This window comes from Wolbachia endosymbiont of Drosophila aff. chauvacae BK-2020 (assembly GCF_032848195.1).
In the GTDB taxonomy this organism is placed as follows: domain Bacteria; phylum Pseudomonadota; class Alphaproteobacteria; order Rickettsiales; family Anaplasmataceae; genus Wolbachia; species Wolbachia pipientis.
The window spans coordinates 712,912-729,306 of sequence record NZ_CP136586.1 but is presented as its reverse complement, the minus strand read 5'-3'; the positions used below and the strand labels follow the sequence as shown (position 1 = coordinate 729,306).

The window sequence follows — 16,395 nt, the reverse complement described above, 5'->3', positions numbered from 1 at the left end:
ATGTGTCACTCATGTTAGAAGTAAATATTCTTGACAAGAAATGGTGCAGCATTATAGAAAATCCTAAAAATTTTGTATTAGGTGTCATCAATGCTTCTCTAAAAGAATTAAAAATAGACCACTATAAACCAAATATATCAATAGCTCTGGCTGATGATGACTTGCTACATCAACTTAATTTAAAATTTAGAGAAATGGATAAGCCAACTAACGTACTATCATTTCCGTATGAACAATTGTCTAATGAGTGCGATTTAGGAGACATAGCAATTTCAATAGACACAATAAAAAGAGAATCGCATGAGTATTATATACCCATTCTTGCTCACATTGCACACATGTTAGTGCATGGATTACTGCATTTACTTGGTTATGATCACCAAAAAAAAGATGAAGAAATTATAATGAAAAATCTAGAAAGAGAGATTTTAGCTTCGCTTGGCTACAATATGTGTGCGATTTAAAAGGAATTTAATAAAAATATAGTAGATGATAATAAAATATGTTATCTATAAAGGGTTTTAGCTGTAAACAATAAAAGGTAAGTGATATGGTTCAGTTTTCTTTGCCAAAGAATTCTAAAATTAATCAAAAGGGCAAAATTTATCCTATTCCTGCTAGAGCAAAAAACATCAGAAGATTTCAAATTTACCGTTGGTCTGCTGATGACGAGAAAAACCCTAGAATAGACACATTTTTTATTGATATGGATAGTTGTGGCCCTATGGTACTTGATGCATTAATAAAAATAAAGGATGAAATAGATTCGACTTTAACTTTCAGACGTTCTTGTAGAGAAGGCATATGTGGATCTTGTGCCATGAATATTGACGGAACCAATACTCTTGCATGTACTAGATCTATACATGATATAAAAGGTGACGTAAAAATATATCCATTACCTCACATGTATGTAATAAAGGACCTAGTCTCGGATTTGAGCCAATTTTATGAGCAATACAAATCAATTAAACCTTGGTTACAAGCAGATAAGCCTGCCCTACCAAATAAAGAATACTCTCAATCTTCTGAAGATAGAAAAAAATTAGATGGCTTGTCCGACTGTATATTATGTGCTTGCTGTTCGACTGGTTGCCCAAGCTACTGGTGGAATAGTGATAAATTTTTAGGACCAGCAATACTATTACAAGCTTACAGATGGATTGCTGACAGCCGTGATAATAAGACAGGTGAAAGACTTGATGTTTTAAACGACCCATTCAAGTTGTATCGTTGTCATACAATAATGAATTGCACAAAAACTTGTCCTAAAGGACTTAATCCAGCAAGAGCAATAGCGAAAGTAAAACAGCTCATGGTAGAGAGAGAAGGAGTTTAAGTATTATCTTTTGCATTCTTCGTAAGAGAACAGCAAACCTTCCGAAGCGTAGGGTATTGTTAATACCCTGAACGCTTTTCCGTTTGTGAAGTGCATCGTATCATCGTACGATTCAAATAATTTTTTGAACAACTCATGTCTTTGGTTACTAATAGTTTGAAAATCCTCTTTTTCTAAAAGCTTTTTAGATTCGAAGAGGTAAAGCATAACTTCGTGATAAGTTGGGTAAGATGCCAAAAATTTTGGGTCAAATTGAAAGGTTTTTATAAAAGCATTATTATAAAATTTTAGCTTTTGATTCTTACTATATATTACTATAGCAACCGGTAACCTCTCAAGCAAATTTTTCTGTGTAGCTAAATAACTGTTTAATTCAGTATATAATTTCTCTGCATCACTAACATCTTTCCCATACATTACTATGCTACCAGAACCTTGTATTGGAATTTTAACAAAATCGAAAACCTTAGGTTCGTTCTTATAAGTTATGACATGTCTTCCTGGTTTTGTGCTATGAGCGCTACCGGTAATAGCAAATTTCTTAGAACCATCTACATATTTATCATAAAACAAGTTATAAAATTCCACCTTTCTACTCTTGTTATATCTTAGTATTGGAAATGGTAAAGAGTTGAAAACGTTTTTATAGCTCTCCACTTCCTGTGTAAGCTTACTATTTTCTAATTCAAGTCCGTTAGCCTTTATCTTACAGTCTGAGACATTCCTTATCCATAACAGCACACCTATCACATTGTTAGAATCATCTATTATGCTTCTACCGTAACATATGCAATAAACCTCACTGTCTTTTGACTTTAAATCTAGAGTAAAAGATTTATTTATTTCCTTTGCCTCAACAAAATTTTTGATTAAGCTTTCTGATTGCTCAAAAAAATTCACAAACTCATTAAATGAGTAAAAAACAGTATTAAGCAAAATTAGTAAATTGGGAGAGAACTTTTCTATACGTTTTTTTGCATCCCAAATATAAAACCCATCATTCACAGTATCAATTAAATTATTTATGATAACATTTTGATGCTGTAAGTTCTTAATCTTATTACTAATTTTTAATTTAGAATAAGAGAGAAAGAATAATATTAGAATCAATATTAAAACCACTTCATACAAAAAAAACATAGCACTTTTAAAACAAATGTAAAAATTTGTAACCGCTCAGAATTATGCTGAAGAGGTATATAAGTAAAGATTGCCTAACATTTGAAAGCCCAATCTCTTATAAAGGTTCACAGAAGATTTCATACAATGTGCTACTATATATTTGCATTCAAGCTGTTTAGCTATCTTTATTCTTTCTAAAACCATTTGGGTACCTATTCCACGATTCCTGTAAATTGGTAAAACTCCATCACTATAAAAACCAGCTACGCTATCTTGAACATAAAGACCGCATGTCCCAATAATTTCATTATTTAGTGTTACAAGAAAAAATCTTAATCTTGAGTTCTTATCATCATAATTTGATAATCCGCGAAAAAATGTGCTGACAATTCCAACGCCATGATAAAAAATTTTAGAAGTGTGTAGATCTAACTGTTCTAAGAGGTTGCTACCATTCACAGCATTTAACCTCAAGTTTGGAATAACATCAGCAGGTAAAAAGTAATTTTTCATATTAAGTAAAGCTTTTTTTGGTGTGCTAACGTGTTTTATTTCACACTTTTCTAAAATATCTCTTATTTTCATATGTGAATTTATTACCCATGTTGCTTCTATATCTCTTGTTCTGAGATAATCTAGAGTTTTTTGTATAGAAAGCTCGGTACATTGATCTCCACAGAACACAAAATTAAATAATGACTCCCTGGTACCATTTATTGTAAATATGATGTTACCAAATTCATCGTGTACTTCCCACTCAGATAAATTCGCTGTGTACAGTATATAATCCTTTAGATTTTGAACAATTAAGCTTGAATAATAAATTTTTTTATCCTGCATACACCAACAATAAACAATAAAAGGCTCCTATAAGAACACAGGCTAAAATTGCAGCTATAACGTCATCTAGCATAATACCTAAAGGACCTTTGGTATTTTTATCGATTAAATTTATAGGCCACGTTTTTATTATATCAAAAAACCTAAAAGAAAAAAAGCACAACAACAATGAAGAACAATTCATCTCTTGGCTTAACAATATCGAAACTAAAAGTATCGTCAGCAATTGACCAACCACTTCGTCAATTACTACCTCTTTTGGATCACATGAAGTCTTGTAATGTTTTATATAATTACCTGTAGACCATAATCCAATTAAGAATAAAAAAGAAATAATTGCTGCACCTAAAATTTTGTTGCTCAGGATTACAGGAACAAGCGGAAAAGAAGCCAAACTACCCACAGTACCTGGCATTTTTTTTACTGTTCCAGACAGCCACCACGTTGATATTAATTTATATAAAAATTTCACAATATATCCAAATACAAAATTAACTTATAAGAACAGAAAGAGTATCCTCTATAGAGGCGCTTTCATACAATAATCTATAGACCGCTTCACATATAGGCATTTTTATCTTTAGCTTTCCTGCTAAATTAAATATGGACTCAGCAGTGCTAAAACCTTCAATCACTGACTTGCCTTCTGACAAAATCTGCTGAACATTAAAGCCATTGTCACTATTACCTATTTTAAACCCAAAAGATAAGTTTCTTGAATTCAAGGATGTGCATGTCATAATTAGGTCACCCAGACATGCTGGCCCAAGTAGTGTATTTATATCCACACTACCGTCACCAATTTTTGCTGAGTATAAAGCCTTAATTTCGCTCATACTTTTCGTAATCAATGCTGCATGAGCATTAAACCCAAGTTTACTACCTAGAACAATCCCACACGCTATAGCAAAAACGTTCTTTAACGCTGCACAAATCTGTACTCCTATAATGTCGTTACTAAACTCCAATTTAACATTTTCTTGTTGCAGCTCTGATACTAGCTTTGAACCTAATGTGTTATTTTGGCATGCAAGAACCATTGAATAGGGTAATTTTCTTGCAACTTCTACAGCAAAGCTAGGACCTGAAAAAATAGCAATAGGATTGTTAGGTAAAATTTCATTTACTATTTCACTAGGTAATTTTAATGTAGACTTTTCTATTCCCTTACAAGCTAAAATTATTGCTACATCTTTTTTCAGATTACAATTATGCAATTGCTGACATACCTTCCTCAGAGACTGAGTGGGAACAGCGAGGATTGTTACTGAAGCATTAATTATGTCTTCAATAGCCAATTTTACTGACACATTATCAGAAATTCGACAACCGGGTAGCTTGTCACTTTCTCTTTTCCCGTTGATTGATTCAAATGTAGTTTCATTGTGAGTCCACAAAATCACATCTTTCTTACTACCTAATGAAATTGCGATTGCTGTACCCCATGCACCAGCACCTAAAATTGATATTGCCACACAATATTCCTGAAAATATTACTTATACTTTAAAATAGTAGGATAAGTAAATTAAAAATATAACACAGACATATAGAATAGTTAAATATTTATTAACCGAAGTATTCTTTTAATAATAGTAACTTTAATTCAATATTTACTAAAAATATTATTACTATCATGGTATGTCTATTATATTTTAGATCTATTTATATAACTTTGGAACAATATATTTACTATTAATTAATAAGTGTAATTTTGATCATTTGTTAATAAAAATTTGATTTATTACTTTCCTTAGTTATATATATTACTAAAATTATAAATTATTTATGGGGTGTAAAATATGCGTATATTATTAATTGAAGATGATCAAGTAAGTGCAAAGACTGTAGTTAACGCCTTAACTTCTGATGGACACTTCTGTGACGTTGTTACTTCTGCACAAGATTATAACAATAATATGGTTTCCTCAAACGGAGATTACTATGACCTAGTTATTTTAGATATACACTTACCTGGTGATATTGACGGATATGATATATTGTTAAGACTAAGAAGTGCAAAAATCAAAGTTCCTGTCTTAATACTTTCATGCATATCCGCTGTCAATCACAAAGCTAAAGGACTCGGGTATGGTGCCGATGATTACTTAACCAAGCCATTTCATAAAAGCGAGTTATTAGCTCGAATTAAGGCCATAGTGCGTCGTACTAAAGGCCATCCTGAATCGGTGATAAAGATTGGTAATATAAATATCAATTTTGATCACAGGGTTGTTGAGGTGAAAGGTAAAACGGTTCACCTTACTAATAAAGAGTATTCTATGATAGAATTGCTAGCACTGCGTAAAGGAACAGTACTAACAAAAGAAATGTTCTTAAATCATCTTTACAATGGCTTGGATGAACCTTCAGATAACAAGATAGTTGATGTTTTTATGTGCAAATTACGTAAGAAACTTGAAAGTGCAAATGATGGAAAAAGCCACATAGAAACCGTTTGGGGCAGAGGGTATATTCTGAAAGAGTATATTGATGATGATGAATATTCTAATGTTAATGTAGGCGAAAGTAGTGATGGCTATCAAGCAGAACAAGTGAAGGACAACGCATGAAATGCCTACACATTTAAATATAGCATGGCTTATATCGCACGTATCATGTGAACGCCTAGGTGAAATATAAGCCGAGTTCTGTTTATGTAGCTATTTATCTGGAGTAAATGTTACCATTTACCGCATGCGATTTACCCGAGTAGATATGAGGAAAACATAAAATCTACTTCTATTTAATCTTGCTCCTAGTGTTGGTTACTCGACTACCAATGTTGCCATTGCCATGGTGTGCTCTTACCACACCTTTTCACCCTTACCTAAAAATATTTTAGGCGGTAATTTTCTGTAGCCCTATAACTGGAGTTACCTCCGGCGGGCATTACCCGTCACTATTTTTCCTTGGAGCCCGGACTTTCCTCTGCTATGTTTATCACACAACAGCAGCTACTTATTTCACCTAGGAATTATACTTTAACATGAAAATCACAAAAGCAAAAGACAATTTCCTAACAGTCTACATATTAAAAACATTTAGACAAATAGCTAAAGGTGATATTCCGGCACATCATCACTATCCCAAGATAAGCTTTTTTCACTTTTAGACTCCGCTTCAGTTAGTCAAGAGCCTGGTCCACCGCTTGAAGACGATGAGCTACTTCTTGATCGACTACTACTTTCTACTGATATACTATTTAGCACTGTTTCAGATTGATATATAGTTCGCATTCTGTTACCAGTGGTAAAAATTTCTTCATCGCTACTTGAAGATGATCGCCTTCTATAACCCAAATCAGTTAGTTCTAATACAGGAGCAGCATTACGACCCTTAACATATCTATATGCTATGAATCCTATAATTCCAACAATACCTATTGCTCCAACCAAAGATCCCCCTATCATTCCTGCCTTATTAGACCCTATAGCAAGTTGAGTAGGTTGTGGTGAAGAAGTAGACTGAGGAAGTAAAGTCGTGGTGAATATAGGAGTTGTTGACTCTTTTGTTCTAGTACTTGGTATACTAAATACTGTTTGTGTAGTTTTCTCTGAGCTTGTTGTTGGCGCAGTTGGTTCCACTGTTACTGTGCTTGTTTGAGTCGTTGACTCTGTTGAAGGTTTATTCGTTGTAGAAGTAGGTGCAACGGCTTCTGTTGTTGGCTTCACTGTTACTGTACTTGTTTGAGTCGTTGACTCTGTTGAAGGTTTACTCATCGTAGAAGTCGACGCACCAGTCGCTGCTGTAGGTTTTACAGTACTTATTTCAGTTTCCGAAGGCACATTAGTTGACGTTGCAGTAATCGTGGTTGCTTGTGAAGTAGCAGTTGTTTTTGTTGCTGTTGTTGGCTCCACTGTTACTGTACTTGTTTGAGTCGTTGACTCTGTTGAAGGTTTATTCATTGTAGAAGTAGGTGCAACGGCTTCCGTTGTCAATTTAGTAGTCTTCACAGCGTCGGTTTCTGCTGTGCTAGTAATTGCAGCAGTCGGCGTCTTCTTAGAAGTCACAACCGTTTCTGCAACAGTTATAGGAGCCACGGTACTACTAGAAATAATATCTGGCGTTAATCGACCGTTAATGATATTAACAAAATCACTGAGAGTTTTGATGCTATTTGCCGGTATTATTGTTGCTTCAGAAGATTTTCCAGAGCCGTTTTGATTAAAAGTTACAATATTTTCTCCACTTACCGCAGTTACGATAAAACCACCCTGACCGTTGCCTTTAATATATAATTGCTCTATAGGATCTGTAAATTGATAGATAGGAAAATCTGACACTGATCCATTTTTAAGTAGAGTTGCTATATGTAACCTCTGCTCATTAGCTGATTGGTCATTTTCAAGAAAAGCAACTAGATCATTTCCTTCCGTTTGTTCAACATACTGCAAAAAGCTTATTTCATGTTCTCTAGAAAGAGATAGTGCTTTATTATCTATTTGACCTTTTCGATTACCAAGTAAAAAGCCATTAACTCTATCCTTCAGACCCTGAATCACTTTAGCCATATCAAATTTAAAAATACGTGTTTTTCTCACCTCTTGATTTTCCTTAGTAATCCTTTTGCTCACTTGCGAATAAAGCATCGTGTTTCCATTTAATGCCAATTGCCCCTGATTATCAAAATTGAACAATTTTCTTTCTGTAACACCTTTTTCTCCAGTCAATACCTTAAATTTTCCGCTCTCGCTTGACTTTAAGTACCAAGAAACTAAAGTTTGATCCTTTAAGTTATGGGCGATTACAATTACGTCACCATTACCAACTTTCACTGCTCTTGGTTGAAAGTAACTATTGCCCACATTTGCAAGACTATTATTATCAATATTCTTTTGTAATTTTCTTTTATCTAAATGTTCAACTGAAGGAGTATTAACTGATTGTTTAATTCCGTAAGTGTTAAAAGATAAGCCTTTAACGCATTTTTCTCCTTCTTCGCTAATTCCTTCTTTAGGAAAGATAACTCCAACTTTATCTATTTCAGCTGAATCTTCTATTAATGTGAGAGATAATTGATCTTTGAATTCATTTGCTACGCTGATATTTGTACCACATTCGTATGTTTTTGATTGATATAATGGACTAATAAGTAATTTTACTTTACTGCTCCCATTACCATTATCTTGATAGCTGAGTCCGTAAGCAACTCCATTCCCCTCAATTAATTCTACGTTTGTTGGATTAAAACCTATCGCTTCTTTAATTTCCGGTGTATTTGAGTTGATCCCGAGCAATCTTCTTAATATAGACATAATTTTATTTAAAATATTAATAAAATGCTATTATGATTACTCCTGTGTGTTAATGTCAATGAAAATTTTAACTAAAATTAAAAAATTAATATAATATTTTATACTAAAAGGTAAATATAAGCTTGAAGAGGGCTAAGAAGCTTTATGCTATTTCTCAAAAAACCAACAATTGCAATCATTGGTTCTACAGGTATAATCTGTTAAAGTTTACACGAGTCTCATGAATGATAGAAAAAGAAGAGCAGTTTAGTTTTACATCAGAAAACCTCAAGAAAGCGGGAAAGTTTATAGAGATGTATCCCAAAGGTAGAGAAGGTAGTGCTGTTATGCCTTTACTATATCTGGTTCAAGAGCAATGCGGATGGGTTTCTGAATCTGCTATGCGTTATGTTGCTGATATGCTGCATATTCCACATATTCGTGTATATGAAGTGGCAAATTTTTACACCATGTATAATTTAAAACCAGTAGGCAAATATCTAATACAAATTTGTAGAACAACTCCTTGCTGGTTGTGCAATAGTGAAGAAGTTTTAAATACCTTTAAAAAAAAACTTGGAATCAATATCGGTGAGACTACTAAAGATAATTTGTTCACTTTAAAAGAAGTTGAATGCCTAGGTGCATGCGTTAATGCTCCCGTTGTGCAGATCAATAATGACTTCTATGAAAATCTTACTCCTGAGAAAGTAGAAAACATCATAACAGAACTTTCAGGCAAATAGATGAAAGAAGAATTTTCATTCAAGAGAATCAAGCAATCAGGTTCTGCAAGAGTTGGAACAATTAAAACTCCAAATGGAAGCGTAGAAACCCCCGCTTTTATATTCTGCGCAACAAAAGCTGCAATTAAAGCTGCAGATATTGAAAGAATAAGTGAAGCTGGTACCCAAATCATACTTTCCAACACCTATCACCTAATGCTTCAACCAGGAGAGAATACTGTTGCAAAACTTGGTGGTTTGCGCAAGATGATAGGATGGAATGGGCCAATGCTAACTGACTCAGGTGGATATCAGATATTTAGCTTAGGCCACGGATCAGTTTCGGAAGAGATAAAAGGAATAAGAAAAAAACAAAAAACTTTGATCAAAATTAATGAGGATGGGGCAATTTTCCGTTCTTACATTAATGGTAAAATTTATTGCTTAACTCCTGAAAAATCTGTACAAATTCAACAGAAATTAGGTGCAGATTTAATCCTAGTTTTAGATGAATGCACTCCATTTCACGTAAGCAAAGAATACACAGCAAAATCAATGCTCATGAGCCACAGATGGGCTGAACGTTCTTTAAATGAATTTGAAAAAAACAATAATGGCAAGCAGGCACTGTATGGAATTAGTCAAGGCGGAGTGTATCAAGATTTACGTAGAGAAAGTTGTGATTTTATCAACGATTTGCCATTTTTTGGTCAAGCAATAGGTGGATCACTTGGTCAAAGTAAAGAGCAGATGCATGATGTAGTTTCTTTCACTATGGACCACCTGAAAAAAGACAGGCCTACTCATTTGCTTGGTATTGGTGGAATTGTGGACATCTTTCGCGGAGTAGAGCTTGGAATTGACACGTTTGATTGCGTGCATCCAACCCGCTTAGCAAGGCATGGTGGCGCACTTGTTAAAGTAAAAAACAGAAATTCTATTTCTTCAAAGTGCAAAGAGCATATTAATTTGCGGAATCAACGATTTGAGCTGGACAACAACCCAATTGAAAGTGACTGTTTATGTTTTACCTGCAGAAAACATTCAAGAGCTTATATACACCATTTACTGAAAGCTAAAGAGCTCCTGGCTTACACGCTCGTTACCATTCATAATATTTTCTTTATGAATAAGTTAATGGCATCAATAAGGCAGGCTATATTAGATGATAGGCTAGATCGGGAGAAAAATAATTGGATTAGTGAGACACCACTACACTGTGAATTATACACCTAGTTCATATTTTTCTACGCTTATTTTATATTCCCTAAAACAGAAAAAGCCTTCCTCTTCCTACTCTTTCTTCCTTGGCTAATCCATAGTTAGCGTTTTTTGCACATGTGCGTTGCATTTTTTAATCTTCTTTAAAAACTTGACAATACATGACAACACTGGTATGTTAAAAATATAGTTTTTGTGAGGTATTTATGGTTAACAATAAAGAAAAACATCAAATAGCGTTTTGCGTTTCAGCCGTTACATTCTTAGCTGGGTTATCATTAATCGCAACTGCAATTGCAGTGGGTACCGTACCTGCTATAGCTGCTTGTCTAGTGATAGGAGGAATTTTGACTGTCTTGTCTGGTGTGCAAGCAGTAGAAAGCTATTTATTTTTACGAAACAGCGAGAAAACTTTGAATAAACTGATAAGTAATATACGCGATGAACCAGAAAGCAAACTTTTTATAGAAAGGATTTTGCAACCGTTCATTGAACTTTTTAGTGAGCTTAAGCAACATAATTAAAGTACACTAAGCTTTAAGCATAGAAACCACTTTATCGTAACTTGGCAATGATTCAATTTCTCCAATTGCAGCTAGAGTGGTTTTTTCATGCTGAGATAACAATTCTTCTGCTGCTTTTTTTACGTTAGCAGTGGTAACTGCACTAATTTTTTCTATTAATTCATTTTTACTGATGTACCTATTATAGTTACCGTAGTAGTGTCCCAATGTTTCAGCACGTGAGCTAACACTTTCGCGTGACATTAAAATTTGGGATTTTACTCGCTCTTTCACTCTATTTACTTCTTCTTCCTTCAGATCATCTGTAGACAACTTCTTCAACTCTGTCGTTATAGATTTTAAAAGCTTATCTAAGTTACTACTGTCTGTACCAGCAAAAATGGAAAACATTCCTGTATTAGTATAGCTGGAATTAAATGAATAAACAGAGTAAGCTAATCCCTGCTTTTCCCTTACTTCCTGAAATAAACGTGATGACATTCCGCTCCCTAATATAGAATCAAGCACTTGAAACGTGTGATATTTATCGTCATGGCGAGAAACACTAGGTAGACCAATTAGCAAGTGTACCTGATCTAATTTACGATGTTCTAAATACTCACCACCAGTACAGCTCGCATTTTGGCTTTTTTTCAGCTTTTTAGAATGAATCTTTGAGAGAAAATCTTTGGTTAATGCAACAACTTCTTCATGTTCAACATTTCCTGCAACGGCAAATAGCATATTCTCACCAAAGTAATGCTCATTTATGTAATTATCTAGATCTCCTCGAGTAAAAGATTTTACAGTATTTTGCGTGCCTAAGATTGACCTACCAAATGGTTGGTCTTTATAAGCTGCCTCAAAATATTTGTCGAAAATAATGTCACTTGGTGAATCATTAGTTTGAAAAATCTCTTGTATTACAACACCCTTCTCACGTTCCAATTCATCTTCTGGAAACGTGGAATTCATCAATATATCTATTAATATATCAATACCAGTTTTTATGTCTTTCTTGAGGACTTTTGCATAATAGGTGGTGCTTTCCCTACCGGTGCTAGCGTTGAAAACTCCACCTATGTCATCAAAAGCTTTTGCAATTTCAAAGGCAGTTCTTGTCTTCGTCCCTTTGAAAGCCATGTGTTCTAAAAAATGGGATATTCCATTTTGCTTTGCACTTTCTGCTCTACTGCCAACACCAACTCGTATGCTTAAAGCTACGGAATCAATATCACGCACCTGCTCAGTTATTATGCGCAGACCATTATCTAATTTTGTTACCCGGGGTATATTCATCTCATATATTCTTCTAAGTTCTCTTCTGCAAAATCCCAATTAATCAAATGATCAAGGAAAACTTTTATGTAGTCAATTCTACGGTTTTGACAATCTAAATAATAGGCGTGCTCCCACACATCCATAGTGAGTAGTGGCACTTGGCCATAAATTATTGGCAAATCTGCATTTGGAGTCTTGGTGATTTTGAGCTTTCCTAACCTAACTTTTTCGAGCACTAACCATACCCATCCACTGCCAAACTGGCTTACTCCATGACTCGAAAATTCTTCATAAAATTTATCAAAGCCACCGATATCGTCTTGAATTTTTTTTGCTAGAAGACTACCATCTTTAGGCTTACCACCACCATTTTTTTTCATTGAATTCCAATAAAAAGTATGGTTCCAAACTTGTGCTGCATTATTAAATATAGGCAAGTTGCCGCTATTACCATGCACTTTTGTTATTAATTCCTCAATTTTTACATGTTGATAATCCGTATTTTCAACTAGCTCATTGAGTTTATTTAAATATCCTTTATGGTGCTTATCATAATGAAAATCTAAGGTTTTTGCAGATATATAAGGCTCCAAAGCTGTTTTATCGTATGGTAATTCAGGTAAAGTAAAACTCATAAAAACCTCTTTATTTCTAACCTACTTGGATGGTAGGGCAATATATGCTTTTGTGCAACATATAATTAATAGCTAAAACATTTAGGTATCTATTGCATTATTCTAAATTATACTACAATAACGATTATTATATAAGCCATAGAAATGGATTAAATGCAAAAGTTACTTGACACCCTTCGCCAACCCCCTTATCATGAAACTGAAGCTATTGTATTTGCTTTCGCCAATCTGCAGATTAAAAGGTAAGGATTACTTAATGTATCGGCGTCTTATGTTCAATTTTTTGCAGTATATAGATACTGTATGTCTTTACAAAACTTCATCTACATCTAGGTTTTTATCTAAATAAGCTGAACGCGCTTATAAAGCGTTACAAGAGATCAAAAAATGCCAATACTCGACAGAGATAGTAAAAGACTAGCTAACTCGGGGATTCTTTGTCTTTTTTTCTGCTTAGTAAATTTCTTAAACATTTGCAGCGTAAGTGAGCTGCAATTAAAAGCGGCTGAATCTCGCTTGTCAAGCGTTTAAAACATAAAAAACGCCAATATTTTAAAGCGGATAATAACCCCAGGGCTTCTTTTGCCTTTTTTTTCATTTGGTAAATTTCTTAATATTTATAGCTAAACAACAACCGTCATCCCGCTACGTGTTAGCGGGATCTATGCTTTGAGATACCGCGAATGAATCGCGGTATGACGGTGTAGATGATGGTTAAGTAATTCGTCATCCCGCTGCTTGTTAGCGGCTAAGAGATACCGCGAATGAATCGCGGTATGACGGTGTAATGATGGTTAAGTAATTCGTCATTCCGCTACGTGTTAGCGGGATCTAGAGATACCGTGACGGTATGGCAAGGGAGAACAGTTGTATTCCTGCACAATTTATTCTCATGACAAAAACGTCTTAACTTTCTCTCTACTTTTTCTGGGTAAGGTCAATTTTGTGAAAAAATGGATTGAATTATAGGTAGATTTGGCTATTATTTGTAATACATGGGTATTGGATAAAATGTTTGAATTTAGCTCTGTGCTGCTAGCTCGAATTCAGTTTGCCTTAACAATAGGCTTTCACATTATATTTCCTGCTTTCACGATCGGGCTTGCAAGTTTTCTAGCCTTTTTGGAATGGTGTTGGCTTAAGACTGGTGATACACGTTTCCGTGATGTTTATAAATTCTGGATCAAGATTTTTGCCGTTGCTTTTGGCATGGGAGTGGTATCTGGAGTTGTAATGTCATATCAACTTGGTACCAATTGGTCGATTTTTTCTGACCGCATAGCCAATGTTCTCGGCCCTCTATTTTCCTTTGAGGTTTTAACAGCCTTTTTTCTGGAGGCATCTTTTTTGAGTATTATGCTATTTGGATGGAATAGAGTAAGTTCTCGTATGCACTTTGCTTCTACTTGTATTGTTGCAGTGGGAACGCTTATTTCAGCTTTTTGGATTATTGCGGCCAACAGTTGGATGCAAACACCCGCTGGATTCACGATTGGTGAGAATGGTCTCCTATATCCAACCAATTGGTTAGAGATTATTTTTAATCCTTCTTTCCCTTATCGCTTTATTCATATGGTAACAGCAGCCTATCTTACAACAGCTTTTGTGGTTGGTGGTGTAGGAGCATTTTATCTTTGGAGAAAACGACATGCTCCTCAAGCAAGAATTATGCTTGGTATGGCAACCATTATGGTAGCTTTAGCTGCACCATTTCAGCTGTTCATGGGAGATAGGCATGGATTAAATACACTAAAGCATCAACCTGCTAAGATTGCTGCAATGGAAGGTATATGGGAAACCGAAAAAGGGGCTGGCTTACTTTTATTTGCTTATCCGGATCAGCAAAATGAAATTAATCACTACGAGATAAAAATTCCTAATCTTGCCAGCTTGATCTTAACACATGATTTTTTAGGAGAAGTAAAAGGATTAAAGGAATGGAAAAAAGAAGATAGACCACCTGTAGTATGGGTATTCTGGTCCTTCCGTATAATGGTTGGAGTTGGAATTTTAATGATCATAATTGGGTCAGTAAGTGTTATACAGTATCTTCGTGGCAAATTATTCCAAAGTTGTTTCTTACATGGATGGTGGATATCAATGATGCCGTCTGGGTTCATAGCGTTACTTGCAGGTTGGTTTACTACTGAAATTGGCCGTCAACCTTACACTGTATATGGAATTATGCGCACAATTGAATCATTTTCATCTGCGATTACCGGTCCTCAGGTTGCATGGTCTTTGATTGCATTTATCGTTATGTATACCCTTATATTTGGAGCAGGTAGTTACTATATTCTGAAACTTATATACAAAGGAATTCCTGTCATTAAAGAAGAAGAGCAATTTTATAAACACGGTATTGGAGCTTCAGTGATTGATGCTGGTACATCTGGAAAGGACAACAATCATGTTTGATTTTTCTTCCTTAATTAATTTACCCCTAATCTGGGGATTACTAATTGCCATAGCTGTTTTACTGTATATTTTAATGGATGGGTTTGATTTAGGTATTGGTATTTTACTTCCTTTTGCACCGTCAGATAAATGCCGTGATCACATGATAAGCTCAATTGCACCATTTTGGGATGGAAACGAAACATGGTTGGTATTGGGTGGTGGAGGGTTATTTGCTGCTTTTCCTCTTGCATATTCAATATTAATGCCTGCTTTTTATATTCCAATCATTATTATGCTGCTTGGCCTTATAGTGCGCGGAGTATCCTTTGAGTTTCGTTTTAAGGCAGAAGGAAAATACAGGCGATTATGGGATTATGCCTTTCATTTTGGGTCACTTGGTGCTGCATTTTGCCAAGGCATGATTTTAGGTGCATTTATACATGGTGTAGAAGTAAACGGACGCAACTTTTCTGGTGGCCAATTTGATTGGGCAAGTGCTTTTAGTGTAATGACAGGCATTGCTGTGATATTTGGATATGCACTTTTAGGTTCTACATGGCTCATAATGAAGACAGAAAATATAACACAAGAATGGGCACGCAAGGTTGCTTCTTATACGCTTGGTTTTGTAGGTATTTTCATGGGACTAGTGAGTGTAGTGACACCATTTTTAAATGAACGTATTAAAAACTTTTGGTTTAGCATGCCAAATTTTTATTATTTATTTTCTATTCCATTACTCACATCTTGGCTATTTTTCATGCTGTGGTTTGATCTTCAGAATACTAAACGGGAGTACCGTCCATTCTTTCTCAGTATTGCTATTTTTTTTATGGGATATTTAGGTTTAGGAATTAGTATCTACCCATGGATTATACCTTTTCAATATACCATTCTGGATGCAGCTGCTTCTGGGCCAAGTTTATCTTTAATGCTCATTGTTATAATACCGCTTTTACCAATCATTTTAACTTACACTGGTTATTGCTATTATGTCTTTCGTGGAAAATCAAATTATGAACACACATATTAAGGAGTTAGTGACCTTATGGTTAAAACGTTACCCTTAAATCAAGCAGTCGTTCAGGCAATGG

15 protein-coding genes and 1 other RNA gene are annotated in these 16,395 nt (G+C 34.8%); 8 read left to right on the top strand and 8 right to left on the bottom strand.

Annotation, left to right across the window (positions count from 1 at the left end):
• The first annotated feature begins 11 nt into the window (after positions 1-11).
• Both ybeY and R0F62_RS03805 read left to right on the top strand, forming a co-directional pair.
• Positions 12-464 (top strand): rRNA maturation RNase YbeY, encoded by a 453-nt coding sequence (gene ybeY, locus R0F62_RS03810; RefSeq protein ID WP_010082473.1) that lies wholly within the window; start codon positions 12-14, stop codon positions 462-464.
• 86 nt (positions 465-550) lie between these two features.
• On the top strand, positions 551-1,339 hold the full coding sequence (locus tag R0F62_RS03805) for a succinate dehydrogenase iron-sulfur subunit (RefSeq protein ID WP_010082472.1): 789 nt from the start codon (positions 551-553) through the stop codon (positions 1,337-1,339).
• A 3-nt stretch (positions 1,340-1,342) separates the two neighbouring features.
• Here the strand turns inward: R0F62_RS03805 and R0F62_RS03800 are convergent, their stop codons facing one another.
• From R0F62_RS03800 to R0F62_RS03785, 4 genes are read right to left on the bottom strand one after another with little or no spacing between them, the layout of a single operon-like run.
• Complete coding sequence (locus tag R0F62_RS03800) at positions 1,343-2,479, bottom strand: hypothetical protein (protein ID WP_010962793.1); 1,137 nt, start codon at positions 2,477-2,479, stop codon at positions 1,343-1,345.
• A gap of 42 nt (positions 2,480-2,521) precedes the next feature.
• The gene (locus R0F62_RS03795) at positions 2,522-3,301 is read right to left on the bottom strand and encodes a GNAT family N-acetyltransferase (protein WP_274979190.1); all 780 of its coding nucleotides are present in this window, start codon (positions 3,299-3,301) and stop codon (positions 2,522-2,524) included.
• Positions 3,291-3,773 carry a phosphatidylglycerophosphatase A family protein gene (locus R0F62_RS03790; protein WP_006279290.1) on the bottom strand — a complete coding sequence of 161 codons (483 nt, stop codon included), beginning with the start codon at positions 3,771-3,773 and terminating at the stop codon, positions 3,291-3,293. Before R0F62_RS03790 ends, R0F62_RS03795 begins: the two co-directional genes overlap by 11 nt.
• A gap of 19 nt (positions 3,774-3,792) precedes the next feature.
• Positions 3,793-4,776: an NAD(P)H-dependent glycerol-3-phosphate dehydrogenase gene (locus tag R0F62_RS03785; RefSeq protein WP_010962796.1), complete on the bottom strand. Its 984-nt coding sequence runs from the start codon at positions 4,774-4,776 to the stop codon at positions 3,793-3,795.
• A 325-nt stretch (positions 4,777-5,101) separates the two neighbouring features.
• On the opposite strand from R0F62_RS03785, the gene R0F62_RS03780 reads away from it, so the two are divergent.
• Complete coding sequence (locus R0F62_RS03780) at positions 5,102-5,872, top strand: response regulator transcription factor (RefSeq protein WP_274979189.1); 771 nt, start codon at positions 5,102-5,104, stop codon at positions 5,870-5,872.
• Positions 5,873-5,923: 51 nt separating this feature from the next.
• Here the strand turns inward: R0F62_RS03780 and rnpB are convergent.
• Positions 5,924-6,273: RNase P RNA component class A (gene rnpB / locus R0F62_RS03775), an RNA gene on the bottom strand.
• A gap of 157 nt (positions 6,274-6,430) precedes the next feature.
• Complete coding sequence (locus tag R0F62_RS03770) at positions 6,431-8,557, bottom strand: hypothetical protein (RefSeq protein WP_274979188.1); 2,127 nt, start codon at positions 8,555-8,557, stop codon at positions 6,431-6,433.
• A gap of 224 nt (positions 8,558-8,781) precedes the next feature.
• Between R0F62_RS03770 and nuoE the strand changes: the two genes are divergently transcribed.
• The 3 genes from nuoE (at position 8,782) to R0F62_RS03755 (ending at position 11,006) form a co-directional block, all read left to right on the top strand.
• A complete protein-coding gene (gene nuoE / locus R0F62_RS03765) occupies positions 8,782-9,282 on the top strand; it encodes an NADH-quinone oxidoreductase subunit NuoE (protein ID WP_010962799.1) in 501 nt (166 codons plus the stop codon).
• Positions 9,283-10,497, top strand: coding sequence for a tRNA guanosine(34) transglycosylase Tgt (gene tgt / locus R0F62_RS03760; protein ID WP_010082445.1), 1,215 nt, complete (start codon positions 9,283-9,285; stop codon positions 10,495-10,497).
• Positions 10,498-10,688: 191 nt separating this feature from the next.
• Positions 10,689-11,006, top strand: coding sequence for a WD_0736 family protein (locus R0F62_RS03755; protein ID WP_010082444.1), 318 nt, complete (start codon positions 10,689-10,691; stop codon positions 11,004-11,006).
• Between the two features lie 6 nt (positions 11,007-11,012).
• Here the strand turns inward: R0F62_RS03755 and R0F62_RS03750 are convergent, their stop codons facing one another.
• Both R0F62_RS03750 and R0F62_RS03745 read right to left on the bottom strand, forming a co-directional pair.
• Positions 11,013-12,284, bottom strand: coding sequence for a M16 family metallopeptidase (locus R0F62_RS03750; RefSeq protein ID WP_010962800.1), 1,272 nt, complete (start codon positions 12,282-12,284; stop codon positions 11,013-11,015).
• On the bottom strand, positions 12,281-12,901 hold the full coding sequence (locus R0F62_RS03745; protein WP_274979187.1) for a superoxide dismutase: 621 nt from the start codon (positions 12,899-12,901) through the stop codon (positions 12,281-12,283). The genes R0F62_RS03750 and R0F62_RS03745 overlap by 4 nt, the downstream gene beginning before the upstream one ends.
• Positions 12,902-13,912: 1,011 nt before the next feature.
• Here R0F62_RS03745 and R0F62_RS03740 point away from each other — a divergent pair.
• Together R0F62_RS03740 and cydB are read left to right on the top strand one after the other, a co-directional pair.
• Positions 13,913-15,319 (top strand): cytochrome ubiquinol oxidase subunit I, encoded by a 1,407-nt coding sequence (locus tag R0F62_RS03740; RefSeq protein ID WP_274979195.1) that lies wholly within the window; start codon positions 13,913-13,915, stop codon positions 15,317-15,319.
• A complete protein-coding gene (gene cydB / locus R0F62_RS03735; protein ID WP_010962802.1) occupies positions 15,312-16,334 on the top strand; it encodes a cytochrome d ubiquinol oxidase subunit II in 1,023 nt (340 codons plus the stop codon). The genes R0F62_RS03740 and cydB overlap by 8 nt, the downstream gene beginning before the upstream one ends.
• Positions 16,335-16,395 lie beyond the last annotated feature (61 nt).

What these genes read in the sequence shown, in the direction of transcription:
- ybeY (WP_010082473.1), top strand. Translation starts at nt 12, where the DNA reads ATGTTAGAAGTAAATATTCTTGACAAGAAATGGTGCAGCATTATAGAA.
- R0F62_RS03805 (WP_010082472.1), top strand. Translation starts at nt 551, where the DNA reads ATGGTTCAGTTTTCTTTGCCAAAGAATTCTAAAATTAATCAAAAGGGC.
- R0F62_RS03800 (WP_010962793.1), bottom strand. Translation starts at nt 2,479, where the DNA reads ATGTTTTTTTTGTATGAAGTGGTTTTAATATTGATTCTAATATTATTC.
- R0F62_RS03795 (WP_274979190.1), bottom strand. Translation starts at nt 3,301, where the DNA reads ATGCAGGATAAAAAAATTTATTATTCAAGCTTAATTGTTCAAAATCTA.
- R0F62_RS03780 (WP_274979189.1), top strand. Translation starts at nt 5,102, where the DNA reads ATGCGTATATTATTAATTGAAGATGATCAAGTAAGTGCAAAGACTGTA.
- R0F62_RS03770 (WP_274979188.1), bottom strand. Translation starts at nt 8,557, where the DNA reads ATGTCTATATTAAGAAGATTGCTCGGGATCAACTCAAATACACCGGAA.
- nuoE (WP_010962799.1), top strand. Translation starts at nt 8,782, where the DNA reads ATGATAGAAAAAGAAGAGCAGTTTAGTTTTACATCAGAAAACCTCAAG.
- tgt (WP_010082445.1), top strand. Translation starts at nt 9,283, where the DNA reads ATGAAAGAAGAATTTTCATTCAAGAGAATCAAGCAATCAGGTTCTGCA.
- R0F62_RS03755 (WP_010082444.1), top strand. Translation starts at nt 10,689, where the DNA reads ATGGTTAACAATAAAGAAAAACATCAAATAGCGTTTTGCGTTTCAGCC.
- R0F62_RS03750 (WP_010962800.1), bottom strand. Translation starts at nt 12,284, where the DNA reads ATGAATATACCCCGGGTAACAAAATTAGATAATGGTCTGCGCATAATA.
- R0F62_RS03745 (WP_274979187.1), bottom strand. Translation starts at nt 12,901, where the DNA reads ATGAGTTTTACTTTACCTGAATTACCATACGATAAAACAGCTTTGGAG.
- R0F62_RS03740 (WP_274979195.1), top strand. Translation starts at nt 13,913, where the DNA reads ATGTTTGAATTTAGCTCTGTGCTGCTAGCTCGAATTCAGTTTGCCTTA.
- cydB (WP_010962802.1), top strand. Translation starts at nt 15,312, where the DNA reads ATGTTTGATTTTTCTTCCTTAATTAATTTACCCCTAATCTGGGGATTA.